Here is a 25288-nt window from a genome sequence, read left to right as displayed (position 1 = left end):
GCGATCCACCCTAACCCCATGGACAGTGGCGGGCAAGTCTGTCAATGCTTGCCCGGCCTGATATCCGAGGTTTTTTCATGACGATTCTGGGATTTCGGGGAGTTCATCCCCTCGCGCTGCTCTTCATCCCTTGCGCCCTGGCCGCGCTGGCCGGAGGTTTCTGGCTTCTGCGCAAGTACAGCGCCCGCATTTCAAGCCGGGTACGCTGCGCTTATCTATGGACCTACGGGCTAGCCTTCGTCGGCTTCATCGCCCTTGTCTCGCAGATGGAGGCGCGCGACAAATACCGCCTCATGACCATCATCTGCGCGATCGTCGTATTTTCTCTGTTGAACCTGATCCTGGCCGGTGTCACGGTCTTTGGGACGCCAGCCAGACAGCGCGTTCACGCCAGTTCCAGACGGCGGCTGCTTTTCGGCGGAGCCGTCGCCGCAGCCGGAAGCGTGGTGTCGCTTGCGGGCGTGGCTGCGGCCACCAGCCAGGAAGGCACGGTGACGGAGCGGCGCATCGAGCTTGTACGCTCCCCCAAGGCCGGACCGGGCCGCCCTCTGCGCATAAGCCTCGTCACTGACCTGCACGCGGGCTTTTTCCTCCCCGACGGACACCTGACCGAGGCCGTCCGCATCGTGTCGGCCTTCAAGCCTGACGTCATCCTCTTCGGCGGCGATCTGGTGGAGCGCGAACTGGAGCATCTGGATCAGGCCAGGACCTTCTTCCGTGACCTTGCCGGTCTGGCCCCGGTCTATGCGGTGCTCGGCAATCACGACTGCTACGTGGACCCGCACGCCGTGGCCGGGTTTCTGACCCGAAACGGAGTGCGCCCCCTGCGCGGCGAGTCCGTGGAGCTTGCCGGGCCTTGGGGCCGGTTCAGCCTGTGCGGCCTGCGGGACTGGTACGAAGGCCCCGTCAGCTTCGACTGCCTGCGCGGCAAGGACCCGGCCTCCACCATCATCCTGGCGCACAATCCCCATCTGGGCCTGCGCCTTCCAGCCGAACTCGTCCCCTGGATGACCCTGTGCGGCCACACCCACGGCGGGCAGATGCGCCTGCCCCTGATCGGCGCGCCCGTCAATCAGGCGGACCGGCGCATCCTGGCCGGGGAGAACAACATCGACGATAGGCGCATCATCGTCTCGGCTGGCCTGGGCTATTCCGGCCTGCCGGTGCGGCTCATGTGTCCGCCGGACGTCACCAACATCGTGGCCGCATGACCAGCACCTCCATCCATGCTATCGAGCCCTCGGCCTCGGTTGCTCCATCCTTGCCGTCCGGGCGGACCATCGCCTGGGACGGCCTGAGCCTCGTCGTTCCCTCCCACTGGGAACCCGCCCGTCTGGGCCTTGGGTTCCTCATGCTGGAGGATGCGTCCGGACCGCGCCTCAGCCTGCGCTGGCAGCGCATCAAGGGCGTGTTCGACCCCGAAAAAGTTCTCAAGCGCCTGGCGCGCCGCAAGCTCCTGAAGCCTTCTCGCAGGCCGGACGGCGCGGTATCGGCCATGCTCTCGTCGCTTTCACCCGAGTACCAAGCGCTGCCCTGCGCGGGCACGGCGGGCGGCGGCGCGGACGGGCTGCTGTTCACCATCCCTGGCAGCGACCTTGCCGTGCTGGCCGCTCCTCATGCCCGCCCGGACGAGAAGGCCTCCCCGTGGGTTGGGGCCGCGACCTCCCTGGCCGCGTCAGATCCTGCGATTTTCAGCCTCTTCGACGTGGCCGGACAAGCCCCTCCTGGGTTCCGGCTCGCGGTCTTCAGCGTGCAGCTCGGGCATTTTCATTTCCAGTTCCGCAAACGGGCCAGCACCCTGGACTACTACCGCTTCGCCCCCGCCGAAGTCATCCTGCGCGCCAAGTCGCTGGACGGCTGGGCTTGCGAAGTCTTCGCCCAGGCTTTGAACAGGCCCCGCGTCTTCGCACCCGGCTACTTCTACAGCGCGCCCGCCTGCCGTTTCGAGGATTCCCGGCGTCCCGGCGTGTCGGGATCCGCGCGCGCCCAGATCTGCCGCCTATTCCCGTCGTTCCGCTTCGCGCGGGCCATGGCCTGGCGGCCCGACGACTCCAAGATTCTGGCCGTGATCGCCCGCCACCGGGGGGAGTTGTCCCCCGAGTCCTTCGAGGAGGTCTGCCGACGTTATGCTGTTCAAGCGCTCTAAGCCCCAGCCGCCAGCTCCCCAAAAGCAACTGAGCCGCGAGCACAGCCTCTCCATGCGGCCCGCGCGCAGCAAGCTGGTCAAGGAAGACGTGGTGGACGGCGGATTCACGCGCCTCACCTATCTCTCCGCCTACAAGCCCTGGTTCGCCGGGCTCGCCAGGCGCGTGGGCGCGTGGGACGGCAGGCCGCTGGAGCGCAAGCTGGAACTCGACGAACTCGGCAGCTTCTGCTGGGACCTCATCGACGGAGACCGCACCGTGCACGAGATGGCCCGCATTCTGGCGGAGCGTTTCGGCTTGCCCGCGCGTGAGGCCGAGCTCGCCGTGGCCGCGTTCCTGCGTGAGCTTGGCAAGCGGGGGATCATCGGCGTGCGGGAGAGTTAGATATTTATGAGGCAGATGCCTCCGGCGGCCAGAGAGGAAACTTTTTGGAAAAAAGTTTCCTCTCTGGACTCTCCTTCAAAAACTTTTAGTGGGCTTCGCATTCTAGCTCGAGAGAGTGTAGTTTTGGCCGGAGCAGTCCCGTCCGCGCCATGCGGGGCGGGAGACGAATCGTCTCGATTTCTTTCAGTGGCCTTGCAGCTGAGCGCGGCAGTACGAAGTTTCGGCGGCGGGGGGGTGCTGTCACGGTCGGGTTCTGGCGGGCGGGCGACGAATCGTCTTCAAATCGGTTCTAGCCCGCCCGCCAGGACACGGACGAGACAGCACCCAGCCGCCGCGCGCGTGCTCGAAGCCAAACGCGAAATGTCGCGCAGAGCCTGTTGCGACAGGCTGGCCACCTGAGTACGCGAAGCAAACTGAGGGTCCAGGGGGATCATCCCCCTGGCGGGTGCAGGGCAGAGCCCTGCTGGGGTGTGGGGCGAAGCCCCACCAAAGGTCGAGGTAACAATGCGCATACGCGGTCACGGTTCGTCATCTACCGGCTTCGGCGGCCAGCGGCAGGACTCCGAGCGCTCGGAGCGCTTCCGCAAGGCGCACCGTGTGGGGCAGAAAGTGCGCGGCATGGTGCAGGAGTGGCAGTCGCCGGGTCTGGCGTGGGTGGAGATCGACGGGCAGCGTCTGCTGGCCCAGGTGAGCCAGGACGCGTTGCTTGGGCGCGAGCGGCTGTTTCTGGTGATGAAGCTGTCGCCGGAGATCGTTCTGCGGGAATTGTCCGGCAAACCCACCGGGCTCGACGTGGTTGTGTGAACGGCAAAGGCCGGTCCAGATGAACCGGCCTTTCGCGTTTCTGCTGAACGCGGCTCATGAAGCCACGATTATCATCCACGATACTCCAAAACGGTCGGCGAGCATGCCGAAGCTCGAAGCAAAGAAGGTCTTGCCCAGCGGCATCTGAACCTGCCCGCCTTGACCCAGGGCGGTGAACAGCCGCTCGGCCTCGGCATCGCTCGACGCGGAGAGCGAGAGCGAAAAGCCCTGGAAGCCCGGTTGGCCCTTGCAAAGGCCGTCTGACACCATCATCACCGAATCCCCGACGCGCAGGTTGGCGTGCATCACCTTGTCTTCGGAGCCAGGCGGAATCGTGTTCGGATCTGGACTGTCCTTGTAGTGAAACAGCGCCGTCACTTCGGCTCCAAGGGTATTGCGGTAGAACTCGATCGCCTCTTCGCACCGGCCTTCAAAGAACAGGTAGGGTTGAACCTGCATGACGAATCCCCCTCCGGATGTGTTGCCTGTAATGGGTTCCACGCCGAGCCCGCCCGGTCGTCCTGTCAGCTATTTCTTCTTGGCGCTCTTCAGTTTGATCAGCACTCCCTCGGCGGAGGCGGTCAGCTCCAGTCCCTTGGTTTTGGAGCGCAGCCTGATTTCCACGCCTTTGGTGTTCTTGAGCCAGATTTCGCCTTTGCCGTCCGTGCCGGTGACGCCGGTCTTTAACTGCACATAGGCTCCGTTAAAATCCTCAAGCTGGGTGAGGTTGTACACTTCGCCCACGCAGGTGGCCTTGGAGCCGCCAAGTTGCCCCAGACCGATCCCACCGAGTTCGAAGGGGTGCCGCTTGTTCTTGAAGACCAGGGTGCCGCTGCCTGCGGAGGCGCTCAGGAGCAGTCCTCCTTGTCCCATGGTCAGGGTCACCGTGCCGGAAGGCTTACTTGGCGAGGCCTTGCTGGATGCTTCGTCTTGAGCCTGAGCAACCGGAGGCGCCAGAAGGGCCGCCGTGAAGAGGCAGGCCAGCAGAATGCGCGGAATGTTCAACAGGAAATTGTTACGCATGGCATTGCTCCTTTGAAAGTGTGCGAATCTCATTCTCCGTAGCATACTTGGGCGGATGAGCAAAAACATTTAAGGCTTTACTTTGCCGGATCGCCGAAAGCTGTTATCCGGGGACAAACATCGGTTCCTTGGAGGCCACATGAGTTGGCGGTTCTTCGTGTTTCCGCGCCCTGGCCGTTTCCCTGGAGTGCTCGGGCTGGGGCTCCTGCCCCTGGTGTCGCTCCTGTTGACCGCCCTGGCGTCGCCGCTATGCGCCAGGACGAATCTTGATGAGATCAAGCTGCCGGAGGGATTCACGATCGAGCTTTACGCCGACGTGCCCGACGCGCGATCCTTGGCGCTGGGCGCGAAGGGCACGGTATTCGTGGGCAACCGCGAGGGCGGCTCGGTCTACGCCATCGAGGACCGGGGGGCAGGGCAGGGCAGGACAGTGCACCTCATCGCGCGGGGTCTGAACATGCCAAACGGAGTGGCCTTCCGGGACGGCGACCTCTATGTGGCCGAAGTCAGCCGCGTGCTGCGCTTCCCCGGCATCGAGACCCGGCTGGCAAACCCGCCACGGTCTGAAGTGGTGGCGGACGGATTCCCTTCGGACAGGCACCACGGGTGGAAGTACATCGCCTTCGGCCCCGACGGCTGGCTCTATGTGCCGGTCGGCGCGCCGTGCAACGTCTGTGAACGCCCGGACCCCTATTCCACGATCATGCGCCTGGACGTGCGCAGCGGAAAGCGAGATGTCTATGCGCGGGGCATCCGAAACACGGTGGGTTTCGCCTGGCAGCCGGGCACGGGCGCGCTCTGGTTCACCAACAACGGCCGCGACTGGATGGGCGACGACGCCCCGCCGGACAGCCTGCACCGCGCGCCAACCCCTGGCCTGGATTTCGGGTTTCCTTACTGCCATCCAGGACTGCCTGACCCAAAACTCGGCCTCGGCAAGGACTGCGCTTCGTTCGCCCCGCCAGCCTTGACGCTGCCCGCGCACGTGGCCGCCCTGGGCATGGCCTTCTACACCGGCCAGATGTTCCCGAAGGCCTACCAGGGCCAGATATTCATAGCCGAGCACGGTTCCTGGAACCGCTCCACCAAGGTCGGGTACCGCGTTTCCCTGGTCCGCTTCCAGGAAGATGGTTCACTTCAATACGAGACCTTCGCTTCCGGCTGGCTGAAGAACCGCGACGCCTGGGGGAGGCCTGTGGACGTGCTGGTCATGCCGGACGGGGCGCTGCTGGTGAGCGACGACCGGGCCGGAGCGGTCTACCGGATAGCCTACAAGCCGAAGTAACGAGGCAAACGGGCCGGGTGCGTCTCTTGCCGATGCTCCCCGCACGGCAGTCCAGCCGTCATGGTTTCCTTCGCTTACCGTCCGTTATTGCTTTTTGGTGGCGTGCCCTTTTGGTTCCCCCATCAAGGATTTGAAAATGGCGGTGACATAGGCGAAATAGTCGTCCACATTCTCTTCTTCCTTGGCCAGTTTCATGGCCTCTTTCCATTTGTCCTCGGCTTCCTCGATGGACATGCCGTGTTCCTTGGCCAGCTTCTTCACGTATTCGGTAGGCATCTTTCGCTCCGTTCCCGGTATGCGGGGAAGGTTGCGGCAGGACGCCCGGCTTACCCCGGAAATGCCTGCTCCAGGCGGCGGTCGCACCACAACTGGGACGCCGTGCGATCCATCACGGCGCCCCGTCATGCTCTTAGGGCTGCTACCGGTTCCGGTCCTGATGCTTGGGTTTAGAGAAGAGAGCGTCGTGGAGGGATGCGGCGAATTCATCGACCTGCCTACCCGCCTCTTCCTTGGAAACGCCGTACGTCTCCTGAATCTTGCCCATCAGTTGTTCGCGTTTCCCGGCGGTTTCGGAGATATGGTCATCCGTCAGCTTGCCCCACTCCTCCAGGACGTTGCCCTTCAACTGTTTCCAGTTTCCCGCGATGAGATCCCAATTCAGAGGTGCTCTGTTTTGAACCTCGGCGTCTGGTAGAACCAACAGCTCGTGTCGCGTCTGTGAAAAACATGAACATATAGTTCACGAATAGAATCATTATTTAATGTGTATATCCTCAAAATGGTGTGCATTGATTTTGAGGACGCCACACTAACGGCCCAGGCAGCCTCTGCGTATGACGTCGCAATTGCTGACGCAGTTTGGACGGTCGTATTTCTGTCTGGAGGATATCCCGTTGCACCCTGACATGCAGGATTGCCATTGGCTCTCGCACGATTCCCTGCTCCATGCCGGAGCTGCAGGCGCGTAACCTTCGGTCTGGCGCGAGATGATAACCGAATCCATGGCTCTTCCAGGACGGATTTCCTCAAGAAAGTGGATACCGCCGGACGAATCCCGATAATAGAGCCTTTGAGACTGGTCGATGGAGTAGGCCCTGTCGTCGTCCTCGATGTAATACAGTCCGCCCATGGCTCCGGGGGCTTCGATCACCCGGCGGGTGACAAGGTGCAACGCGCCCTTGCTGTCTACGTAGTAGTCCTGCCCGCCCGCGTCATGGATGAACCGCTGGCCCTGGTATGATTGCGAGGACGGCGCAGGCTGAACCTGGATGACCTGGCGTTTGGCCAAAGCGGGAGCGCCCATTGCGACAAATAAGCCGACAAACATAAACACAAATAACGTGGTGCTTTTTCTGATGAACATGGCAAGCCTCCGTGCCGGACAAAAGAGTGATTACCCATTCTTGCATCATTTACGGGCGAGGAGTCAAATGAAACCAATATTACAAAAGAGATGATACGTCGGTCATTGTGTCATTGCCTAGCGTATTCAAATACATGGTCGTATGAATCCTGTTTCATAAAGATGTCGTGGGCTGTCCGTGCGGACTGAGCGCGGGAGAAGCGCGTGGGGACCGTACCCCCTTCCCTGGCGCTGCGGCTGGCGGTATCAATCCGGTTCGTAGAAAAAAAGCCCAGCATGCTGTGCGCATGCCGGGCTTTATCTGGCCAGATTCTCTAGAGATGTTTTCTAGAAAGGCACGTCGTCCATGCCGGAGGCTTCGGACGGGAAGGCCGGTCCCTGGTTGTCATCGTAGGACTGCTGCGGGCGGTTGTTCTGCTGGCGCGGCTGTTGCTGCTGGGCCGGGGCCGGGCGGCGCTGGTCGCCGCCGTAGTTGCCGGGAGCCGCTTCCACGCCGCCGCCCTTGGAATCCATGAACTGTACCGTGTGCTGCGGGCCGGAGACCACGATTTCGGTAATGTAGCGTTTCTGGCCCTGCTGGTCGTCCCAGGTGCGGGTGCGGATGCTGCCTTCAATGTACACCAGACGGCCCTTGGACAGGTAGTTCGAGCAGAACTCGGCGGCCTTGTTGAACACCTTGATGCGGTGCCATTCAGTGCGCTCTTCCTTCTGGCCCTCGCGGTTCTTGAAGGACTCGTCCGTGGCCAGAGTGAACTCCGCAACGGGCGCGCCGGAGGGAAGATAGGTCAGCTTGGGGTCTTGACCCAACCTGCCGATGAGAATGACTTTATTGATGCTGCCCGCCATGCCGAACCTCCAGATATTTTTCGTCTCGCGTTCCTGGGCCTCTGCAACCCGGAGCGCGCATGCTGTGCAATCGGTATTTGCGTCTCGAATCTCTACCGGTATCCGGCCCTGTCTTCAAGCTCGTCCAGGGCGTCCTCGATTTTTTCCGTAAGCTGCTGCGCCTTCTCCGCCTGCCAGGAGGCGAGGGCGTCCTCGAGCTGGTGCGACAGCAGCTCCGCCTTCTCCAGCCAGGGCTTCAGCTTGTCGGCCACGCCCTGCGGGATTTCCCCGGCAGTAAGGCGCGCGCGCAACGTGTCGATAAGCTCGAGCACTCCGCGTTTTGCCGGGGCGTAGTCGTGCCCGGGGGGGTAGGCCAAATGGCTCAAAATGGGCCAGGTCGAGTCGACTTTGCCGGGATCAAGCGTGGTGGCGCTGACGCGCACCTGCAAGAGCTTGCCCATGGAGACTCTCCTTTCCAGGGCTCTGCCCTGGACCCGTCGGGCTCTGCCCGAACCCGGCAGGGCTCCGCCCTGCACCCGCAAGGGCTCTGCCCTTGACCCGCCAGGAGAGATGCCTCCCCTGGACCCGGCTTTCCGCTTCGCGTCGTGCGCGGGCGGATTGCGGCGGGGCGGTGAAGCGGGGTATCCGCCGGGAACGCCCAAAGCGGCTTATTCCGGCGGCCAGCCATCGCCGAAGACGGCGATTCCAGGAATTCAAACCAGGAAGCGCGGCTTTGCGCGCTTCCTGGTCATCGAAATACGACTGAACTAGCCTGACACTACGCGAAGCTGAGAGGGTGTCCAGAGGGCGAAGCCCTTTGGCCGCCGGAGGCATCTTCGCCTTCTCTTCGCCTTAATTCTGCACGACGCGGAGAACCAGTGATATCTTGCGTTAGTCGCGCTCTTCCCAGTCGGACTGCACCCTGTTGACCACGTCGCGGATGACGCCCATCTGGCTTTCCGGGCAGACGCTGATGAGCGGCTGTCCGGCGTCCACGTTCATGTCGTGGGAGAAGTAGACCGCGTAGATGATGCCTTCAGGCCCCATGTAGGTCAGGGGCTTTTCGCGCTTCATGCGCGAGACGATGAACAGCTCCATGCCGTCCTTGATCTTGACGGACTGGCAGCCGGAAACTTTCACCTTCTTGTCGGTCTCCGGGGTGAAGTAGTACTTGGCGCGCTCCGGGGCGGGGAAGAGGAACAGCACCTTCTTCAGTATCTGCTGGGTGACCTCGTCCTTGGTGAAAAAGTGCCTGAGCACCATGAGCGGGGTCCCGGCTTCGACGAACTTGCCGTTCAGGTGGGCATGCACCTTCTGCACCACGCCCTTGCGGCCGCAGGTGATGGGGCGGGGGTTGCGTTCGCGCTCCAGGGTGGCCAGGAGCGTGCCGGGCTTTTCCTTCCAGGTTCCGCTGGGGGCGAGCACTTTTGTTCCCTCGCCTGAAACCTTGAATTCCACCACTCCGCAATGCGGGGCGAGCACCTCGACCTCCTCATAGGGGGAGGCCTTGATCTGTTCGAGTATGGCTTTCACGTCCTGCACGGCTGACCCCTTAGCGGTAGTAGAGGTTGCGGCCGCCGATGATCTGGAAGGCCTGCACCAAGTTGTTTCTGATCTCGCGGCGGTCCCAGATACCCTGGATATGGCCGCGCGCCAGGGCGTTGTAGGCCATGTGGTAGTCCGGGGGGATGTCCGTGCCGGTGGTCTCCTTGATGACGCCGGGGCCGGCGAAGCCGATGTTGGCCGAGCGCACGGAGAACTGATAGGGCGAACAGCCCAGGAAGCTGGCCACGGGACCCGCGTAGGAATTGGTGTCGTAGAGCACCAGGTACAGCCCGCCCGCTTCGATGTAGCGGCGCACGGCCATGGTGGCGCGCGGCATCTGGATGACGCCGTTGGTGCCCTCCTGGATGCGGATGCCCGCCGTGCCGTGCACGTAGGCCAGGAATGGATAGTGCTTCTTGCGGGCGCGGGACAGGGCGCGGATGAACTTCTCGCCCTCGGCCGCGCCTACGGTGCCGCCCCGGAAGGGAGCCACCAGCATGCCCACCACGACCTTGATGCCCTCGATGGAGGTCTCGAAGGTGACGCAGGAGCTTTTCAGCTTGTTTTTCTTCTTGGCTTCCTCAAGCTTCTGGTCGAAGCCGGGGTAGTCCAGGGGGTTGCCCGCTTCCACATCCTGGGCGAACTCCATCACGGAGTTCTTGTCCAGCACGTTGTGCATGAACCACTGGTACTCCATGGGGAAGTGGTGCCCGCAGTACTGGCAGACGCCAGCGAAGTCGCCGAACAGGTCCGGTGCCCAGAGATCCAGGCAGCCGTGGGTGGCGGCGTTGGGGCAGGTGACGGACTTGTCCTCGCGGCCCTTGGGGCTCAGGTAGAAGCTCTCGCCTTCGCCGTCCAGGCAGATGCCGTCCTCGGCGCAGGAGAGTTCTGTGAGCTTCTGGATGGTCTGGGTGTCCACCTTCTTGGCGCCGGAGCGCTTGAAGGGGCGCAGCACCCTCTCGGCCACCACGCGCACTTCGGCCTCGGCCTCTTCCATCAGGTGCTTCACCTTCTGGCCGTAGGTGCGCAGGAACTCGTAACGCAGGTAGGAGTAGGTGGACCAGGACATCTGCTGGAGCGAGTCGGCCATGCGGCGCGAGGCAGGCGTCTTGTCCACGCAGGCGTTCTTGGCCATGTTGCGAAACTTGCTGTAGCGCTTCCACACCAGCCGGTCGGCGGCGCGCTCATCCAGGGACCAGCGCACGAAGAAGGACTCGGCGTCGGCCAGGGCGGCCTGCTTGCGGCGCTTGATGGCCTTGGCGCGGATGAAGTTCATGCCCTTCACGGAGAGCATGGCCTCGTCGGTGGCCATCATCATTTCCTGGCGCAGGCGTTTGAAGAAATCGTAGTGGTAGGGGCGTGCGCCCAGGGGCGGCTCCTGCACCACGCGGTCGATGTAGCCCATGCGCAGGTTGTCCTCGGCGGTGATCTTGAGGCGCGTGGCGCAGGCGTCGATAAGCTCGGCCGGGGCGCGCTGGCCCTGGCGGATGCCCGATTCGATGGCGCCCGCTCCCTCGGGGGAGATGACCGAGTAGTAGCCGTGCGACAGCATGAGGCGCGTGTCGGCCAGGGCGATGGCTTCTGCGCCGCCGGAGCCGCCCTCGGAGAAGCAGGCGATCACGGGGACGCGTAGCGCTGCCATCTCGTAGAGGTTGCGTGCGATCTGCTGGGCCGCGCCGGGGTAGTCCTCCACGGGGAACGCGCCGGGCGTGAACACGTAGGTGTGGATGGGGATGTTCTCGGTTTCGGCGACCTTCATGTACTGAAGGGCCTTGGCGTTGCCCCAGGGCTTCACGGAGCCGCCGTTGCGGAACTCCTGCCCGTGGCCCTTTTCCTGGCCGATGACCATCACGGGCTGGTTGTGGACCTTGTCGCCCTGCCTGCGGGTGATGTAGGCGCGCGCGATCAGCATGGAGGGGTCGATGGAGTACTCGTCCTGCCCGCCGATCTCGGTGTAGTTGTCGTAGCAGAACTCCAGAATGTCCTTGAGCGTGATGCGCTGCGGGTGGCGGACGATGCGCACCTTGTCCATGGGGGTGAGCTCGGGGTCGAGCTTCTTCTCCACGAACACGAAGAGGTCCTCCAACTGGGAGAGCATCTTCACCTTGTCGGCCATGCCCGCGCCGGTTTCGCGCGCGCGGAATTCTGCCAGCTTGGAGGAGAGCAGGGCCACGTCCTCGTGCTTGCTGGCGCCGAAGATGTCCTGGATGTACTGGAGCCTGTCGGCCAGCTCCTGAATGCTTTTTTCTATATCCATAGGGGTGGTTGGCTTCGCGTGTCGGGCGTCCGGTTAGAAAACCAGGATGTCCGCGGTCTTTTCGCGCAGAAACGCGATGTTGGACTTCATGGGATTGCCTTCCTGGTCCTGGCCTTCCAGCACCAGCTTGTCCAGGTACTCCACGCCGCGCGCCTTGGCCTCGGCCAGGTCCTTGCCCCAGATGATGCCCAGGGCCAGGTTCGGGTCGAACTCCGTGGGGATGTCGTACGGTTTGTCCTGGGGAATCTGCGAGTGCAGCGACGCCCAGGGGACCTGCGGCGGATTGAAGCGGTCGATGCGACCCACCCAGGGGGTGAACCGGTTGGCGGGGTCCTCGGCGATGATGCGGTATTCGATGCCGATGCCCTCGAAGGTGATGTCGTCCTGGGTGAAGCCCATGGGCTCGCCCAGGCCCATGCGGATCTGCTCCTTGATGATGTCCACGCCGGCCTCGCCCTTGAGGCGCGCGATGGCGGCGGACACACCGTTCTCCACCTGGATGCGGGTGTTCACTTCCATGAGGAAGGGCTGGCCCGCCGGGGTGACGATCCATTCCCAGGTGCCCACGTTGTCGTAGCCGACCTCCTTGGCGATGGCCAGGGAGTAGCCGGTGATGTCCGTGATGACCTTGGCGGCGTCAAAGGAGTACCTGATCTGGTCCGGGGCGAATCCGGGGGCGATCTCCACGCGTTTCTGGCGGCCCGTGGACTGGATGGTGCAGTTGCGCGTGCCGAAGTGGGCTATGGAGCCGTGACGGTCGGCGGCGATCTGCACTTCCAGGTGGTTGAAGTTGAGGATGCGCTGTTCGATGAGCACGCCCTCGTCGTGGAACTGACGCTTGGAGTAGTTCCTGATGCGCCGGTACACGGTCTTGAAGTGGTCCAGGTTCATGACCTCTTCGATGCCCATGCCGCCGCCGCCCGCAGATGCCTTCACCAGCACGCGGGCGCTGTCGATTCCCTGTTCGGCCTGGAAGCGGAACAGGGAATCGGCGATCTCCTCGGCTTCCAGCTCGTCATAGACCGGCCGGTCCGAACCGGGCACGGTGGGTACGCCCAGGGAGCGGGCCAGACGCTTGGTGTTGATCTTGTCGCCCAGGGTGCGGATGACCTGCCAGCTGGGTCCGATCCAGACCATGGGGCGGGTGCGTTCGCTCACGCGCCGCGCGAAGCGGTAGTCCTCGGCGAAATAGCCGTATCCGGGGTGGACCGCCGTGGCTCCGGCGTGGTCGGCCGCAGACATGATCTCGTTGGCGTCGTGGTAGGAGCTGATGCGCAGCGTCTTGCCGCCGAGTTCGCGCGCCAGGGCCAGGTGCCCGGAGGCTTCGTCCTCGCGCGTGTAGACGCAAACAAAATCCAGGCCCAGCTTACGGCAGGCCTGGATGATGCGCATGGCTATCTCGCCACGGTTCGCAACCAATACGTTATGTCGTTTGCTCGTCGTCAATGTGGCTCCCGCCGTGTTTCAACTTGGATATGAGGTGCTTCTGGATCTCGAGCACCAGCTTGTCCAGGCGTTGCTCCTGGTGCTGGGTCAGGCCCGTGAACTTGAGGCCCGTGATCGCCTCGACATGCCTGGCCACTTCGGCCGACAGTCCCGCGATGATGGTGCGGTCCTTGATGAGGACGTCCAGTTTCAGAGCGTCCCCGGTCTTCAAAGCCCCAGCCGGGTCCTCAAGGGAGATGCCGCCCGCGCTGATGTCCCGCACAAGATACACCGCCTGAGTGGCGACGTCCTTGCCCAGAAGACCGGGCACCCGAGCCCGGTATGCCTGGCGCGGCAAGTCTGAGTCCGCTTCGTACGTGAATAACAGCTTGTTCATCCCTCAACCTGCACTTCCATGACAAAATCCAGTCGCCTGTTCTTGGCGCGGTATTCGTCGCTCGTGTTGGGGAGCAGCGGTTCTAAATCAGCTAACCCGGTGGATGTCAACCGATTCGCGGGGACCCCCTGCGACAGAAGAAATCGCAATGCTGCAACTGCCTGTAATGACGACACTTCCCAGTTGTTTTTGAATCGCGAATCCGGCGGGGGGGGCGTGTCGTCCGAATACCCCTTGATGTGTACGCGCTGGTCGGGGTGTTTGGCTATAAAGTCCTTGATGATCATAAGGCGCTGCTTGCCCAGGTCCGTCAGCTGCGTCACGTCCGTTTTGGCGAACATGCCGTCGATGGGCATGGAGATGGTCAGGCGCGGGCCGTCCAGTTTGGTCTGGATGTTGGATTCACCGCGCCCCTTGAAAAATGCGGTGAGGTCCTGGTGAACTTGGCGCTGGCGCAGGATAAGTTGTTCGCGCATGTTCACCTGTTCAAGCAGCTTCGACTTCATGGCGTCGGCGCCGGGCGTCTTCTTGGCGGGGCCAGCCTCCACGCGCAGACGCTGGCGGACGCTGTCCAGGGTCTCGTTGACGCTTTCCGGGCGCACTGTGGAAAGTGCGAACAAAAAGATGAAAAAGCTCATGAGCAGCATGGACAGGTCCGCAAGCGTCACCTGCCATATCTGGGGCATCTCCCCGTTGTCGTCGAGTTCGAGCTCGACCGGGTCCTGTTCAGCGGCCAAGGGTGCGCTCCTTGGGCGGGACGAAGGAGGACAGCTTGTCGCGCACCAGCAGCGGGTTGTTGTTCTGCAGGATGCAGCGCGCGCCCTCGAAGATGATCTCCAGGTTCAGCACCTCCTGCTGGGTGCGCGCCCGGAGCTTGCCCGCCACGGGCAGGAAAAACAGGTTGGACAACAGCGCCCCGTAGAACGTGGTGAGAAGAGCCACGGCCATGGCTGGCCCGAGGCTCTTGGGATTGTCCAGGCGGGCCAGCATCAGCACAAGGCCGATGAGCGTGCCGATCAGCCCGAAAGCCGGAGCGAATGTGCCCAGCGAGCGGAAAACCGTCTCGCCTATCTGGTGGCGTCTTTTCAGGGAGTGTATTTCGATGCGCAGGGTGTCCTGGATGATCTGCGGCCCGGCATTGTCCGCGATGAGCTTGCAGGCCTTTTTGAGCACCGCGTTGTCCGTGCGGATGTTCTCCAGGGCCAGGAGCCCCTCGCGCCGGGAAATCTCCGCGATGCGCACCATCACGTTGACCACTTCCTGAGCAGCCACCTTGCGCGACGCGAAAATCTTGAAGCCCGCGTTGAAGGCCTGTATCACCTCTTCCACGGGATGGCTCACGCAGATGGCCGCCAGCGTGCCTCCCAGCACGATCATGGCGCTGGGGGCATCGAGGAACTGGGTCAGGGAGCCGCCCATGAGGATTGCGCCCACAACCAGCCCCAGGCCGGTCGTCAACCCGACAAGCGTCGCGAAGTCCATTGCTTACCTCTTCAAACAACAGCAATTCTGAAGGCGCAGCACATGCAAGACAGGATCACGACGCAATACGCCGTCGACTGGATACGCGACCGGTTGCCGTCCGGCTTCACCCCGAAGAGCGCGATCGTGCTCGGAACGGGGCTCGGAGACGTGACTCACGCCCTGGATACGGTCGCAACCATCACCTACCAGGAGATACCCGGTTTTCCCCGCTCCACAGTGGAGGGGCATGCCGGGCAGCTTCTCGCCGGACGGTTGGCCGGGCTGCCCGTTCTGGTCTGGCAGGGCCGGTTTCACCTCTATGAAGGTTACTCCCCGGCACAGGTCTGCCTTGGCGTGCGCGTCTCGGCCCTGCTGGGAGCAACGATTCTCGTCGTCACCAACGCCGCAGGGGCGCTGGACCCGCTCTTCAGCCCAGGAGAGTTACTGGCCATCACCGACCATGTCAATCTTACCGGGAAATCATCGCTCGCCGGACCCAATATTGACGACTGGGGACCGCGTTTTCCGGATATGAGCCGGGTTTACTCGCAACGTCTGCTTGATCTGGCCGTTTCCGAGGCCATGCGCCTCGGTATCCGCCTGGAACGCGGCGTTTACGCGGGCGTACTCGGCCCACAACTGGAAACTCCAGCCGAAACCCGTATGCTTCGCCTGCTCGGCGCGGACGCCGTGGGCATGTCCACGGTCATGGAAGTCATCGCCGCCCGGCACATGGGCATGGAGGTGCTTGGATTGTCCTGTCTCGTGAACAAGAACCTGCCCGACTGCATGGCCGAAGTGACCCTCGACGAAGTCATCGCCGTGGCCGGGGTGGCCGGGAAGAAGCTGTCCGCGCTGGTGGAAGCCGTGGCCGGCGCGCTGGCTGGAGAGAGGGCGGATAGAAGAGAAGAGTAGCTGGGCTCCGCCCAGACCCGCCAGGGCTCTGCCCTGGACCCGCAAGGGGAGAAGCCTCCCCTTGACCCGGCTTTCCGCTTCGCGTCGTGTGCGGGAGGCTTGCGGCGGGACTGGGGGCTGTCCCGTTCGTGTCCTGGCGGGCGGGCTAGAACCGATTGGAAGACGATTCGTCGCCCGCCCGCCAGAACCCGACCAGGACAACCCCCAGCCCCTCTCGCTCCCAGGCTGCGTGCAGAAGGTGGACTTCGACGCCTCATGCTCCCAGCTCCGTCGAACGCACGCGCTCCCGTGTCAAAAATTCGTTCTGCCAGAATGAAAGCATGCTCTGCCACGATGAAACGTGAGTCAGGGCGAAGACGCATGTGATAGGTTGGGATCGTTGAATGCGACATAACCCGGCTACCAGCCCTCGTCGAATCCGGTGATTTCAAGAATAAAAAATCCCTGAAGCGCGGCTTTGCGCGCTTCAGGGATTTTATTGGGGCAAGAGTCTAAACTGTAGCAATACGTTACGCGAAGCTAATTGAGGGTCCAGGGGGATCATCCCCCTGGCGGGTCCAGGGCGGAGCCCTGGTGGGGTCTGGGGCGAAGCCCCAGCCTCTCCTGCCATTATCTCTGCGAAATAATCAACTCAACTTCGTCCTGCGTAAGTCCGGTGGCTTTGGCCAGTTCGCGTGCGGACTGGCCTTTTTTGAGTCCGTTCAGCACGACTTGGCGCAGAAAATCGGGCGAGCGGCTGATTTCCTCGGCCTGCTTGAGCAGCTTGCCCAGTTCACGGGCTCTGGCCGAGAGTTTGTCTTCCAGCCGGACGAGTTCACGCTGTCGGTCTTCGAAGGAGTCGATGAGTTCCTGTTCCATCTGGGCGCTGCGTTGCAGTTTGCCCATGAGTTCGGCCTGGTTTCCCTGGAGTGCGGAGAGCATGTCTTCGGAGCGGCGAAGCCGCGCGAAGAAGCCGACGACGAGGATGAGCAGCAGAAGTTCGCTGCCTGTGAGCACGATGAGAAGCCACTCCTGAAGCGACACTACTAGACCTTCCTGTTCACGAGATGCCCGAGCCACGGAGAGGACGAGGGCGGGGCGGCTTCTTCCTCCGGCTCGGCTTCCTGGTGGGCGTGGCGCTTGCGCTGGCGAAGCTCATGTTCTTCGCCGCGTTTGTTGTCCCTGTCTTCCTTGACGGCTTCGCTGCCATCCTGTTTTTCGACCTTCTGGACCTGCTGCTGCTGATTTTTCAGCGCCTCCTGGGCCATCTGCGCGGCAAAAATCTGCTGCGCCTCGGGATGGGCCTGCTGCGCCCCCGCGATTCCCTGAAGGTTGGGAAGCTGGGCTATGGAGGTGGCTATGTTGATGTCCGACATCATTTCACCAGCAGTTCTTCGAAGAGTATCTGGTCCACCTGTCCGACGTTGAGGTAGTTGTTCACGACGCCTTTGAGCTCCTCACGGAGGTGCTCGACGCCATCCTTATCGGTCAGCACGGCGAAAGATTTATTTTTTAAGTTATAATACAGACCGTCGCGCACGGCAAATGACTTGGCCTGGAGCTCGCGCTCCATCCTGGGGTCTTCCTTGTAGACCAGTTTGATCTTGAGGGTGAGCACCCGGGTTGCGCCCTTGGCGTCGACTGTCTCCACCAGGAACGGCTCCAGGGGGACGAAGACGTCCTGTGGTGGCGGCGGTGGCGGCGGCTCGACCGGTTTGGGCGGCTCGACGACGGGCGGCGGCGGTGGCGGCGGCGGTGGAGGGGCTTCGGCGCGCAGGAAGAACCACCACACAGCGAGGCCGATCAACAGCAGGAGCAGGCCGCCTCCGCTGATGACGATCTTTTTGTTTTTCCAGAGGGGCAGCCTGACCGGTTCCCCCAGGTCCTGCGGTTCCGAGGACGGGGGCATCTCCGGGGGCGGCGGTGGGGCTTCCTCTTCCTCGTCTTCCAGGAAGGGGGCGTCGTCGAGGTCGAGCTCCACCTTCTGGAGCGCGCGCGGAGAGCCGACGGCCAATTCGGTGTCGTCGAGCTTGGCCTTGGCCTGGTCGTCGCTTCCGGGAAGGGGGCCGCCCAGGCGGGAGCCTCCCGAAGCGTCTGAGCCGTCTGGCGGAGGAGGCGGGTGCATGGCTGGGGTGCGGCGGGGCCGTGGCCCCGCCGTTTATTATTTGTCGAAGATCTTGTCGATCTTCTGGCCCAGCGTTTCTGCTGTGAAGGGCTTGACGATGTAGTTGGAGACCTTGGCCTGCACGGCTTCGATGATGTTCTCCTGCTGCGCTTCGGCGGTGACCATCAGGAAGGGCATGTTGGCGAACTCTTCGCTGGCGCGGACTTTGCGCAGGAGTTCGATTCCGGGCATCTTGGGCATGTTCCAGTCCGAGATGACGAAGTCGATCTTGTCCTTGTTGAGGGTCTCCCAGGCGGTGGAGCCGTCGTCGGCTTCGATGATGTTGGTGAAGCCGAGTTGGCGCAGGATGTTCTTTATGATGCGCCGCATGGTGGAGAAATCGTCCACGACGAGTACGCGCATATCTTTGTTGTAGGCCACGATGTTCTCCTTTTGCGACCCGGCCGGGGAGCGCTGCTTCAGATTCTGGCGGCCCGGATGGGGTTGTGTTGCGTAAAGCTGCTACGCATCCACGATGCCGTACTGGGCGTTGAATTTGCCGCGCAGCTTGGCAAGTGCCTGCGAATGAAGCTGGGAAACGCGGCCCTCTGTGATGCCCATGACCTCGCTGGTCTCGCGCATGGTGAGTTCTTCCACGTAGTACAGGGACAGAACGAGCTGTTCCCTTGGCGTCAGTTCATCAATAAGCAGGGCCAGTTTGTCAACGATTTCTTTGAGTGCCGTCGATTTGTAAGGTTCGTTGTCGATCTGCTGCTGTTTGAAGGAGGTCAGGTTCTCGGTGATGGCGTCCAGGCTGAGGCAGAGCTGGCTTTGCATGGCTTCCATGGCCTGCGAGACTTCCTTGCGGGTGAGGCCGGTGGTTTCGGAGAGCTGCTCCACGCTTGGGGTCTCGTCGGAGACGGCCTCCAGCCTGCGGATGGCGTCGTCCACCACGCGCACGCGGTGGCGCTGTCCCCGGCTGAACCAGTCGAGCTTTCGCAACTCGTCCAGCATGGCGCCCTTGATGCGCGACTCCGCGAAGGTCTCGAACTTGATGCCCAGTTCCGGCTTGAAGCGGCCAAGGGCCTCCATGAGGCCCAGCGCCCCGGCGCTCAACAGTTCACCGAGCTCCACGCTGGGCGGGAGTTTGACCTTAAGACGCAGGGCCAGCAGCTTGATCTTGGGAGAGTAGTGCCTGACGATCTCCTGGCGATCCAGGGGAGAATAATCCTGCCAGGCCTTGGCTCCGGCCTCGAAGCTAAGCCACGGACTGCTCTTGGAAGAGGAGCTTTTTCCAGAAGAATTTGATGTTTCCATCGAGGTGCGCGTCGACGTCCCAGCTGGTGATTTTTCGCGCTATATCCGTGATCTTCAGGCTTGCCGGGGCCTGCGGGGCCATGTGGCAGAAAGGCACCTGTTTGATCACCGCCTGTCTCACCGTGGCATCATGCGGGATAAAGTCCACAAAATCCAGCGAAATTCCATCGAGAAAGTGATCGCACGCGGCGTAGAGTTTTCCAAACACCTGTTTGGCCGCCTTTTCACTGGGGGCCATGTTCACCACCACCCGGAAGCGATTCACCGCGTGGTTCAGGTGCATGACCTTCACCAGGGCGTAGGCGTCGGTGAGCGAGGTGGGTTCCGTGGTCAGCACCAGCAGCCGTTCGCGCGCGGCCAGGTTGAAATAAAGCACGTTGTCGCCGATGCCCGCGCCGGTATCCACAATAAGATAGTCGATCTTGTCTTCCAGGAAGTCCATGGCTTCCAGCAGCACGAGCTTCTGCCCCGTGGAGAGCGAGAGCATCTCGGCCACGCCGGAGGAGGCCGGGAGGATGTGGAAGCCGTAGGGCGTCTGGCACAGGACCTTCTGCAGGTTCATGCCTTTGTGGAACAGGTGGAACAGGTTCAGCTCCGGGGCCATGCCCAGCACCACGTCCACGTTGGCCAGGCCAAGGTCCGCGTCCAGGAGCACCACGCGCTTGCCCATTTTGGACAGGCTCACGGCCAGGTTGGCCGAGATGTTCGTCTTGCCGACGCCGCCCTTGCCGGAAGTGACGGAAAAAACCAGGGGGAGATTGCCTTGCATGGTCGGGTATCCGTTTACGCGGCCTGTTCCACGTGTGGGTTCGTCGCCTGGGCGCAGCCCGGCATCTGATGAGAGAAGAGCAGCCGCCACAGCGCCTGGGAATCGGCCTGGGCCATGGCGTCCACCACGCCGGGTCCGAAGGACAGCGCCGACGCTGGCAGGCCGGTCATCTGGGCCGTGTTGATCAGGCTGCCGAAAGTACCCGCTTCGTCCAATTTCGTCCAGATGATGCTTTTCACCAGATCCGCGCGGTGGCGCTCCCACACGGCCCGGTAGTGGGCCGGGGCGTAGTAGGGGGAGAGGGTCAGGTGTACGGCCACGTCGTCGCGGGGCAGGAGGCTTCTGTCCTTCAGCCACTGGTGCAGGGTCTGTCCGGGAGCCAGCGTGGGCAGGTCCACGAAGATTGCGTCAAAGTTCCGGCAAGCTAGGAGAACCTTGACGAAATCCTCGGGCTCGGCCGCTTCGGCGTAGGTCAGCCCGGAGAGCTCCGCGTAGCGCTTGAGGATGGCCTTGCCGCCGACCCCACGGCCGTCGCAGTTCAGCACGCCGATGCGCCGCGCGGGATCGGCACGCTTGGCGGCCAGGGCCATGCGGATGAGCGCGGTGGTCTTGCCCGAGCCGGAAGGCCCGGCTACCAGCTGGAATTTTTCGGGGAACGCGGAGAAGGGCTTCACGCGGGCCACTTTGCCGAGTTCCGCCAGCAGGGACACGGTCTTGCCGGTCTGGAGCTGGCGGAAGAGCCCCATGAGGATGGATTCGTCCACGCCTTCGCGCTCCAGATACTGCATGGCCAGCTTCTGGCGCGGGGGCAGGCTGTCCAGGTTCATGTGGGGCTTGAGGAGCGCGGAGAGGTGACCCTTCATCTCGCACCATTCCTGCTCCCAGCCGCCATGGCCGCCGGATGCCGTCTTGCCTGCGACGCCGGGCAGTCCGTCTTCGCCTGCGTCCGCGCGTTCGGCGGGGTCGTCCTCGGGTTCCACCGCAGCCATGATCTCGCAGACGGCCTTGCCGTTCTCGCGCTTGGTCTGGTTGGAGAGGATCACGGCGTCGGGGCCGAGTTCCTTCTTGATCTGGGCGATCACCTGTGCGGCGCTTGCGCCTCGAAACGTTTTAACCCGCATGGCTCATTCCTATTGTTGCAAGGGAGTGCAGCCTGATCTCAGCCGGGATTTCCGCCTGAGAGATGACCGGCAGCGTCGGAAGGAACCTATTCAAGAGCTGGGCCAAGTGGGGCCTGGTGACCGGAGAAACCAGCAGCACGGGCTGGCCTTCGCTTACGGCGGCCCGCTCCATGTTGCTGTTTATGCTTGAGATGATGGACTGCGCCGTGCCCGGTTCCATGGCCAGGTAGGACCCGTGGTCGGTGTGGCGTATGGCTTCCTGCACCAGCCCTTCCACCGCAGGAGAGAGGGTGAAGATGGGCAGGGTTGCGTCGCTGGTCAGGAAGGGCTTCACTATGGAGCGGCCCATGCGGGAGCGCACGTACTCGGTGAGCTGGTCCGGGTCCTTGGTGGCCAGGCCGTAGTCCGCCAAAGTTTCGACGATGGTCAGCATGTCGCGCACCGAGACGCTCTCGCGCACCAGATTCTGGAGCACCTTCTGGAGTATGCCCAGGCTCAAAACGCCCGGCACCAGCTCTTCCACGGCCTTGGGGGCGCGCTTGTGCAGGTTGTCCAGGAGGGCCTGCACTTCCTGGCGGCCCAGGAACTCGTGGAGGTTTCGCCTGAAGACTTCCGTCAGGTGGGTGGAGATGACCGTGGCCGGGTCCACCACGGTGTAGCCAGCCAGCATGGCCTCTTCCTTGGACGGTTCGGGAATCCACAGCGCGGGCAGGTTGAAGGCCGGCTCGCGGGTGTCCACGCCCTGGACGCGGTGCTTCACGTCGCCCGGGTCCATGGCCAGATAGTGGTCGATGAGGATCTCCGCCGAGGCCACCTCGTTGCCCTTGATGAGCACGGCGTACTGGCCGGGCTTGAGCTGGAGGTTGTCGCGCAGGTGCAGCGAGGGGATGATCACGCCCATGTCCAGGGCGAACTGGCGGCGGATGGAGCGTATGCGCGCCAGCAGGTTTCCGTTCTGGTCCTCGTCCACCAGGGGGATCAGGCCGTAGCCCACTTCCAGCTCCAGGGAGTCGAGCGGCAGGAGCTGCTGCACTTCCTCGGGGGTTTCCAGCTCCTGGGGGACGCCCTTTTCGGATTCCTGGCCTTCGGTGAGGATGTCCTTCTGCTTCTGGCTGACGCGCGACAGGAAGAACATCAGGCCCGCCAGGGATGCGAAGGGGAAGAAAGGCATGCCGGGCACCAGTCCGAACAGCAGCAGGATGCCGCTGACCAGCTTGAGGGCCTTGGGGTGGCCGGTGAGCTGGGCCAGGAATTCCTCGCCCATCTTGGCTTCGGCTGCGGCTCGCGAAACGATGAGGCCCGCCGATACCGAGATGATGATGGAGGGGATGATGGAGACCAGGCCGTCGCCGATGGTCAGGATGGTGTAGGTTTCGGCCGCGTGCCTCCAGTCCATGCCCTTCTGGAACACGCCGATGAGGAAGCCGCCCACGATGTTGATGGTGGTGATGAGCATGGTGGCTTTCACGTCACCGGAAACGAACTTGCTCGCGCCGTCCATGGCGCCGTAGAAGTCGGCCTCCTTGCGGATGGTCTCGCGGCGCTTGTTGGCCTCCTGCTCGGTGAGAAGGCCCGCGTTCAGGTCCGCCTCGATGGCCATCTGCTTGCCGGGCATGGCGTCCAGGGTGAAGCGTGCGGCTACTTCCGCGATGCGCGTGGTACCGGCGACGATCACGGTCTTGTTGAGCGAGAAGAGGATCAGGAACACCACCACGCCGATGACGTAGTTGCCGCCTACCACGAACTCGCCGAAGGCCCGGATCACCTGCCCTGCCGCACCCGTGCCCTCGTCGCCGTGCATGAGCACCAGGCGCGTGGAGGCCACGTTCAGGGCCAGGCGCAGCATGGTGGTAACCAGCAGGAGCGACGGGTAGATGGAGAATTCCAGGGGGGAGCTCATGAACATCGACGTGACAAGCACTACCAGGCTCACCGAAATCGACAGCGTGATCAGCATGTCGATGACGATGGTGGGCATGGGCACCAGCATGACGAACAGGATCAGCACCACGCCGCTGGCGAGCATGAGGTCGCCTTGCTTGGAGAACTTGGCGTAGTCGAAATTTACATCCAGTGATTTCGCCATAACTTTGACACCTTTTTCTTAGCGCGGGCCGCGGTTGCGGAACTTATCCAGTTGGGCCAGCATGGTGGCTACCGCCTGGAACAGGGCTTCGGGGATCATCTGCCCGACGTCGGCATCTTTATACAATGCCCGTGCCAGAGGCTTGTTCTCGCGGATGGGCACCCCGTTCTCCCGCGCTATTTCCTTGATCTTCTGGGCCATGTGGTCTGCGCCCATGGCCACCACGATGGGAGCCGGGGCCAGCAACGCATTGTACTGCAAGGCCACCGCGATGTGCGTCGGGTTGGTGATGACCACGTCCGCCTTGGGGACGTTCTGCAACATGCGCCTGCCCATGACCTGCATCATCTTCTGGCGCTGCTTCTGCTTGATCTCTGGGTCGCCCTCGGCGTTGCGGCGTTCGTCCTTGACTTCGCTCTTGGTCATCTTGAGGTTCTCTTCGTAGTCGTACCAGGTCCACCACACGTCCGCAGCAGCGATGAGCACCATGGGCACCATGGTGTACCAGAGCATGGTCAAAGCGTTGGAGAGAATGTAGGTCGCAAGGCCGTGGGCGTTGGTGTAGAACAATGGCATGAAGTTGCCGAATTCATTTTTCAGCACGACGTAGGGAGCGATGCCGATGGCGGCGGCCGAAGCGCACTGCTTCGCAAGCCGGATCAGTGTCTTGGGATCGATAAGGAGCTTCTTGATGCCTGCGACGGGGTTGAACATCTTGCCCCAGTCGAAGTTCTCCAGGTGATTGACCCACACCTTGCCCACCTGAAGCCGCATGACCGTGTAGGCGCAAATGGACAGGATGATAAGCGTGGGCAGGAGCATCTTGGCCATGCGCCAGCTCAGGTCCAGGAGCAGAGAATTGACGGTGGTGAAGGTGATCTGGAGCTTCATTCCCTCGGACAAATACCACCGAAAAATATCATTCATTTCGCGGTCGTAGATGCCGATGGTGTACTTGGTGGCCAGCATGCCGGCCATCAGGACCACCAGCTTGCCGAGCTCCGCGCTCTTGGGGACCGAGCCCTTCTTCCGGGCGTCACTGCGCCTTTTGCCCGTCGCTTGTTCTGTTCTTCCCGGTTCACGCTCGGCCATGTGCGCCTACCTTCCCGGAGCCCGGTGCATCACCGCCGTGAACATGGGGCCAAGCTCCATGATGTAGTCCCCCACGAAGTGGGACAGGGCGGTGAGGGTGAGGGTCATGAACAGAAATCCGACGCCGACCTTCAGCGGGAAGCCGATCTGGATCACGTTCATCTGGGGCGCGGCGCGCGACACCAGGGCCAGGGCCAGGTCCACCAGGAACAGCGAGGCGACGACCGGCGCGCTGATCTTGACGGCCAGCGAGAATATCTCGGCGGAGAACTTCAGCACGGAATCCGCCAGGCTGGGCGTGATGAAAAGCCCGCCCGGCGGCACCAGCTGGAAGCTTTCGGCCAGGCCGGTCAGCAGGAACAGATGCCCGTTCATGCTGAGGAACATCAGGATGGTGCACTGGTACATGAGCTGGGCCGTGACCGATTCGGAGGTGCCGGTCATGGGGTCCAGCACGTTCATCATGGCGAAACCCATGGAGAAGCCCACCATGTGTCCGCCGGTCATCACGGCGGCGAAGAGGAACCGGACGATGATGTCCAGCACCAGCCCCAGCACCAGCTCGCCCGCGAGCATGAGGATGAGGCCCAGGGTGTCCAGGGGCAGCAGGCTGCCCGGAAACGAGAGCCTGGGCCAGATGGCCAGGGAGAGCACCAGGCAGAACGCTCCCTTGACGGCGCCGGGGATGGGTCCGGCTCCGAAGAACGGCAGCAGGAAGACCACAATGCTTACGCGCATGAGGGTCAGGATGAAGCTGAAGAAGTCGGCTGCCTGGAGGTTGAAGAGTTCCATGGCGCACCGGAAAGCAATTCTCAGGCCAATGGCGCAGAGTCAGGAAGCGGCGGGCCGCAGGGGCGCGAGGAGCGCAGGGTGGTCGGCACGCAGGCGCGGGGCGTCACCGAAGTGGCGCATTCAGGAGGGAGTGCGGACGTCGAGGGCTCGGAATGCGCCGGAAGCCGGACGTCCGCGTGAGGCCCGGAAACACCCGT

At 62.7% G+C, this 25288-nt stretch carries 29 protein-coding genes; 6 read left to right on the top strand and 23 right to left on the bottom strand.

The genetic code is table 11. From position 1 onward, the window contains the following. Positions 1-77 precede the first annotated feature (77 nt). From G453_RS0109910 to G453_RS0109895, 4 genes are all read left to right on the top strand, one after another. Positions 78-1211, top strand: coding sequence for a metallophosphoesterase (locus G453_RS0109910; RefSeq protein WP_043645288.1), 1134 nt, complete (start codon positions 78-80; stop codon positions 1209-1211). Next, on the top strand, positions 1208-2146 hold the full coding sequence (locus G453_RS0109905) for a hypothetical protein (protein ID WP_027190949.1): 939 nt from the start codon (positions 1208-1210) through the stop codon (positions 2144-2146). Before G453_RS0109910 ends, G453_RS0109905 begins: the two co-directional genes overlap by 4 nt. Then, the gene (locus G453_RS0109900) at positions 2127-2528 is read left to right on the top strand and encodes a PqqD family protein (protein WP_051272204.1); all 402 of its coding nucleotides are present in this window, start codon (positions 2127-2129) and stop codon (positions 2526-2528) included. The genes G453_RS0109905 and G453_RS0109900 overlap by 20 nt, the downstream gene beginning before the upstream one ends. A 504-nt stretch (positions 2529-3032) precedes the next feature. Next, positions 3033-3332, top strand: coding sequence for a hypothetical protein (locus tag G453_RS0109895; RefSeq protein ID WP_027190947.1), 300 nt, complete (start codon positions 3033-3035; stop codon positions 3330-3332). Positions 3333-3386: 54 nt separating this feature from the next. On the opposite strand, the gene G453_RS0109890 is transcribed toward G453_RS0109895, so the two are convergent. Together G453_RS0109890 and G453_RS0109885 are read right to left on the bottom strand one after the other, a co-directional pair. Beyond that, positions 3387-3791, bottom strand: coding sequence for a VOC family protein (locus tag G453_RS0109890; RefSeq protein WP_027190946.1), 405 nt, complete (start codon positions 3789-3791; stop codon positions 3387-3389). Positions 3792-3860: 69 nt separating this feature from the next. Then, positions 3861-4355, bottom strand: coding sequence for a hypothetical protein (locus G453_RS0109885; protein ID WP_027190945.1), 495 nt, complete (start codon positions 4353-4355; stop codon positions 3861-3863). A 139-nt stretch (positions 4356-4494) separates the two neighbouring features. Between G453_RS0109885 and G453_RS0109880 the strand changes: the two genes are divergently transcribed. Next, entirely contained in the window at positions 4495-5640 is a 1146-nt protein-coding gene (locus G453_RS0109880; protein ID WP_051272202.1) for a PQQ-dependent sugar dehydrogenase, read from the top strand. Positions 5641-5724: 84 nt separating this feature from the next. On the opposite strand, the gene G453_RS0109875 is transcribed toward G453_RS0109880, so the two are convergent. The 11 genes from G453_RS0109875 to G453_RS0109825 form a co-directional block, all read right to left on the bottom strand. Next, complete coding sequence (locus tag G453_RS0109875; protein WP_027190943.1) at positions 5725-5916, bottom strand: hypothetical protein; 192 nt, start codon at positions 5914-5916, stop codon at positions 5725-5727. A 142-nt stretch (positions 5917-6058) separates the two neighbouring features. Next, complete coding sequence (locus G453_RS0109870) at positions 6059-6340, bottom strand: CsbD family protein (RefSeq protein ID WP_456071260.1); 282 nt, start codon at positions 6338-6340, stop codon at positions 6059-6061. A 108-nt stretch (positions 6341-6448) separates the two neighbouring features. After that, positions 6449-7003 (bottom strand): hypothetical protein, encoded by a 555-nt coding sequence (locus G453_RS0109865; protein ID WP_027190941.1) that lies wholly within the window; start codon positions 7001-7003, stop codon positions 6449-6451. A 327-nt stretch (positions 7004-7330) separates the two neighbouring features. Continuing rightward, on the bottom strand, positions 7331-7849 hold the full coding sequence (locus tag G453_RS0109860; RefSeq protein WP_027190940.1) for a single-stranded DNA-binding protein: 519 nt from the start codon (positions 7847-7849) through the stop codon (positions 7331-7333). Between the two features lie 92 nt (positions 7850-7941). Continuing rightward, the gene (locus G453_RS0109855; RefSeq protein ID WP_027190939.1) at positions 7942-8289 is read right to left on the bottom strand and encodes a hypothetical protein; all 348 of its coding nucleotides are present in this window, start codon (positions 8287-8289) and stop codon (positions 7942-7944) included. Between the two features lie 430 nt (positions 8290-8719). Continuing rightward, the gene (locus G453_RS0109850) at positions 8720-9370 is read right to left on the bottom strand and encodes a biotin attachment protein (RefSeq protein ID WP_027190938.1); all 651 of its coding nucleotides are present in this window, start codon (positions 9368-9370) and stop codon (positions 8720-8722) included. Positions 9371-9380: 10 nt separating this feature from the next. Continuing rightward, positions 9381-11630 (bottom strand): acetyl-CoA carboxylase, encoded by a 2250-nt coding sequence (locus G453_RS0109845; protein WP_027190937.1) that lies wholly within the window; start codon positions 11628-11630, stop codon positions 9381-9383. A gap of 33 nt (positions 11631-11663) precedes the next feature. Further along, positions 11664-13022, bottom strand: coding sequence for an ATP-binding protein (locus G453_RS0109840; protein WP_051272199.1), 1359 nt, complete (start codon positions 13020-13022; stop codon positions 11664-11666). A 31-nt stretch (positions 13023-13053) separates the two neighbouring features. Continuing rightward, positions 13054-13452, bottom strand: a complete 399-nt coding sequence (locus G453_RS23285; RefSeq protein ID WP_051272196.1) for a PilZ domain-containing protein — start codon at positions 13450-13452, stop codon at positions 13054-13056. Next, a complete protein-coding gene (locus G453_RS0109830) occupies positions 13449-14189 on the bottom strand; it encodes an OmpA family protein (protein ID WP_027190935.1) in 741 nt (246 codons plus the stop codon). The genes G453_RS23285 and G453_RS0109830 overlap by 4 nt, the downstream gene beginning before the upstream one ends. Then, positions 14179-14934 carry a motility protein A gene (locus G453_RS0109825; RefSeq protein ID WP_027190934.1) on the bottom strand — a complete coding sequence of 252 codons (756 nt, stop codon included), beginning with the start codon at positions 14932-14934 and terminating at the stop codon, positions 14179-14181. The genes G453_RS0109830 and G453_RS0109825 overlap by 11 nt, the downstream gene beginning before the upstream one ends. Positions 14935-14976: 42 nt before the next feature. On the opposite strand from G453_RS0109825, the gene G453_RS0109820 reads away from it, so the two are divergent. Continuing rightward, positions 14977-15831, top strand: coding sequence for a purine-nucleoside phosphorylase (locus G453_RS0109820; protein ID WP_027190933.1), 855 nt, complete (start codon positions 14977-14979; stop codon positions 15829-15831). Between the two features lie 609 nt (positions 15832-16440). Here the strand turns inward: G453_RS0109820 and G453_RS0109815 are convergent. From G453_RS0109815 to fliR, 10 genes are all read right to left on the bottom strand, one after another. Then, positions 16441-16854, bottom strand: coding sequence for a hypothetical protein (locus G453_RS0109815; RefSeq protein ID WP_027190932.1), 414 nt, complete (start codon positions 16852-16854; stop codon positions 16441-16443). Between the two features lie 2 nt (positions 16855-16856). Further along, entirely contained in the window at positions 16857-17186 is a 330-nt protein-coding gene (locus G453_RS0109810) for a hypothetical protein (protein ID WP_156920869.1), read from the bottom strand. Continuing rightward, entirely contained in the window at positions 17186-17935 is a 750-nt protein-coding gene (locus G453_RS0109805) for a flagellar basal body-associated FliL family protein (RefSeq protein ID WP_051272193.1), read from the bottom strand. The genes G453_RS0109810 and G453_RS0109805 overlap by 1 nt, the downstream gene beginning before the upstream one ends. Before the next feature lie 36 nt (positions 17936-17971). Then, entirely contained in the window at positions 17972-18355 is a 384-nt protein-coding gene (locus tag G453_RS0109800) for a chemotaxis response regulator CheY (RefSeq protein ID WP_027190929.1), read from the bottom strand. A gap of 81 nt (positions 18356-18436) precedes the next feature. Continuing rightward, entirely contained in the window at positions 18437-19231 is a 795-nt protein-coding gene (locus G453_RS0109795) for a FliA/WhiG family RNA polymerase sigma factor (RefSeq protein ID WP_027190928.1), read from the bottom strand. Next, complete coding sequence (locus G453_RS0109790) at positions 19173-20000, bottom strand: MinD/ParA family protein (RefSeq protein ID WP_027190927.1); 828 nt, start codon at positions 19998-20000, stop codon at positions 19173-19175. The genes G453_RS0109795 and G453_RS0109790 overlap by 59 nt, the downstream gene beginning before the upstream one ends. Positions 20001-20014: 14 nt before the next feature. Continuing rightward, complete coding sequence (locus G453_RS23280) at positions 20015-21121, bottom strand: flagellar biosynthesis protein FlhF (protein ID WP_084502219.1); 1107 nt, start codon at positions 21119-21121, stop codon at positions 20015-20017. After that, complete coding sequence (flhA, locus tag G453_RS0109780; protein ID WP_027190926.1) at positions 21111-23207, bottom strand: flagellar biosynthesis protein FlhA; 2097 nt, start codon at positions 23205-23207, stop codon at positions 21111-21113. The genes G453_RS23280 and flhA overlap by 11 nt, the downstream gene beginning before the upstream one ends. An 18-nt stretch (positions 23208-23225) precedes the next feature. Next, positions 23226-24299 (bottom strand): flagellar type III secretion system protein FlhB, encoded by a 1074-nt coding sequence (gene flhB / locus G453_RS0109775; protein WP_027190925.1) that lies wholly within the window; start codon positions 24297-24299, stop codon positions 23226-23228. A 6-nt stretch (positions 24300-24305) separates the two neighbouring features. Then, positions 24306-25091, bottom strand: a complete 786-nt coding sequence (gene fliR / locus G453_RS0109770) for a flagellar biosynthetic protein FliR (RefSeq protein ID WP_027190924.1) — start codon at positions 25089-25091, stop codon at positions 24306-24308. Positions 25092-25288: the final 197 nt, after the last annotated feature.

Source organism: Fundidesulfovibrio putealis DSM 16056 (assembly GCF_000429325.1).
Classification (GTDB): Bacteria; Desulfobacterota; Desulfovibrionia; order Desulfovibrionales; family Desulfovibrionaceae; genus Fundidesulfovibrio; species Fundidesulfovibrio putealis.
The sequence above is the reverse complement of the archived record's forward strand: the minus strand, read 5'-3'. Positions and strand labels throughout refer to the sequence as shown.

What these genes read in the sequence shown, in the direction of transcription:
- G453_RS0109865 (WP_027190941.1), bottom strand. Translation starts at nt 7,003, where the DNA reads ATGTTCATCAGAAAAAGCACCACGTTATTTGTGTTTATGTTTGTCGGC.
- G453_RS0109810 (WP_156920869.1), bottom strand. Translation starts at nt 17,186, where the DNA reads ATGTCGGACATCAACATAGCCACCTCCATAGCCCAGCTTCCCAACCTT.
- G453_RS0109875 (WP_027190943.1), bottom strand. Translation starts at nt 5,916, where the DNA reads ATGCCTACCGAATACGTGAAGAAGCTGGCCAAGGAACACGGCATGTCC.
- flhB (WP_027190925.1), bottom strand. Translation starts at nt 24,299, where the DNA reads ATGGCCGAGCGTGAACCGGGAAGAACAGAACAAGCGACGGGCAAAAGG.
- G453_RS0109860 (WP_027190940.1), bottom strand. Translation starts at nt 7,849, where the DNA reads ATGGCGGGCAGCATCAATAAAGTCATTCTCATCGGCAGGTTGGGTCAA.
- G453_RS0109845 (WP_027190937.1), bottom strand. Translation starts at nt 11,630, where the DNA reads ATGGATATAGAAAAAAGCATTCAGGAGCTGGCCGACAGGCTCCAGTAC.
- G453_RS0109820 (WP_027190933.1), top strand. Translation starts at nt 14,977, where the DNA reads ATGCAAGACAGGATCACGACGCAATACGCCGTCGACTGGATACGCGAC.
- flhA (WP_027190926.1), bottom strand. Translation starts at nt 23,207, where the DNA reads ATGGCGAAATCACTGGATGTAAATTTCGACTACGCCAAGTTCTCCAAG.
- G453_RS0109805 (WP_051272193.1), bottom strand. Translation starts at nt 17,935, where the DNA reads ATGCACCCGCCTCCTCCGCCAGACGGCTCAGACGCTTCGGGAGGCTCC.
- G453_RS0109880 (WP_051272202.1), top strand. Translation starts at nt 4,495, where the DNA reads ATGAGTTGGCGGTTCTTCGTGTTTCCGCGCCCTGGCCGTTTCCCTGGA.
- G453_RS0109910 (WP_043645288.1), top strand. Translation starts at nt 78, where the DNA reads ATGACGATTCTGGGATTTCGGGGAGTTCATCCCCTCGCGCTGCTCTTC.
- G453_RS0109840 (WP_051272199.1), bottom strand. Translation starts at nt 13,022, where the DNA reads ATGCGCATCATCCAGGCCTGCCGTAAGCTGGGCCTGGATTTTGTTTGC.
- G453_RS0109825 (WP_027190934.1), bottom strand. Translation starts at nt 14,934, where the DNA reads ATGGACTTCGCGACGCTTGTCGGGTTGACGACCGGCCTGGGGCTGGTT.
- G453_RS23280 (WP_084502219.1), bottom strand. Translation starts at nt 21,121, where the DNA reads ATGCGGGTTAAAACGTTTCGAGGCGCAAGCGCCGCACAGGTGATCGCC.
- G453_RS0109890 (WP_027190946.1), bottom strand. Translation starts at nt 3,791, where the DNA reads ATGCAGGTTCAACCCTACCTGTTCTTTGAAGGCCGGTGCGAAGAGGCG.
- G453_RS0109900 (WP_051272204.1), top strand. Translation starts at nt 2,127, where the DNA reads ATGCTGTTCAAGCGCTCTAAGCCCCAGCCGCCAGCTCCCCAAAAGCAA.
- G453_RS0109790 (WP_027190927.1), bottom strand. Translation starts at nt 20,000, where the DNA reads ATGCAAGGCAATCTCCCCCTGGTTTTTTCCGTCACTTCCGGCAAGGGC.
- G453_RS0109905 (WP_027190949.1), top strand. Translation starts at nt 1,208, where the DNA reads ATGACCAGCACCTCCATCCATGCTATCGAGCCCTCGGCCTCGGTTGCT.
- G453_RS0109895 (WP_027190947.1), top strand. Translation starts at nt 3,033, where the DNA reads ATGCGCATACGCGGTCACGGTTCGTCATCTACCGGCTTCGGCGGCCAG.
- G453_RS23285 (WP_051272196.1), bottom strand. Translation starts at nt 13,452, where the DNA reads ATGAACAAGCTGTTATTCACGTACGAAGCGGACTCAGACTTGCCGCGC.
- G453_RS0109855 (WP_027190939.1), bottom strand. Translation starts at nt 8,289, where the DNA reads ATGGGCAAGCTCTTGCAGGTGCGCGTCAGCGCCACCACGCTTGATCCC.
- G453_RS0109795 (WP_027190928.1), bottom strand. Translation starts at nt 19,231, where the DNA reads ATGGAAACATCAAATTCTTCTGGAAAAAGCTCCTCTTCCAAGAGCAGT.
- fliR (WP_027190924.1), bottom strand. Translation starts at nt 25,091, where the DNA reads ATGGAACTCTTCAACCTCCAGGCAGCCGACTTCTTCAGCTTCATCCTG.
- G453_RS0109885 (WP_027190945.1), bottom strand. Translation starts at nt 4,355, where the DNA reads ATGCGTAACAATTTCCTGTTGAACATTCCGCGCATTCTGCTGGCCTGC.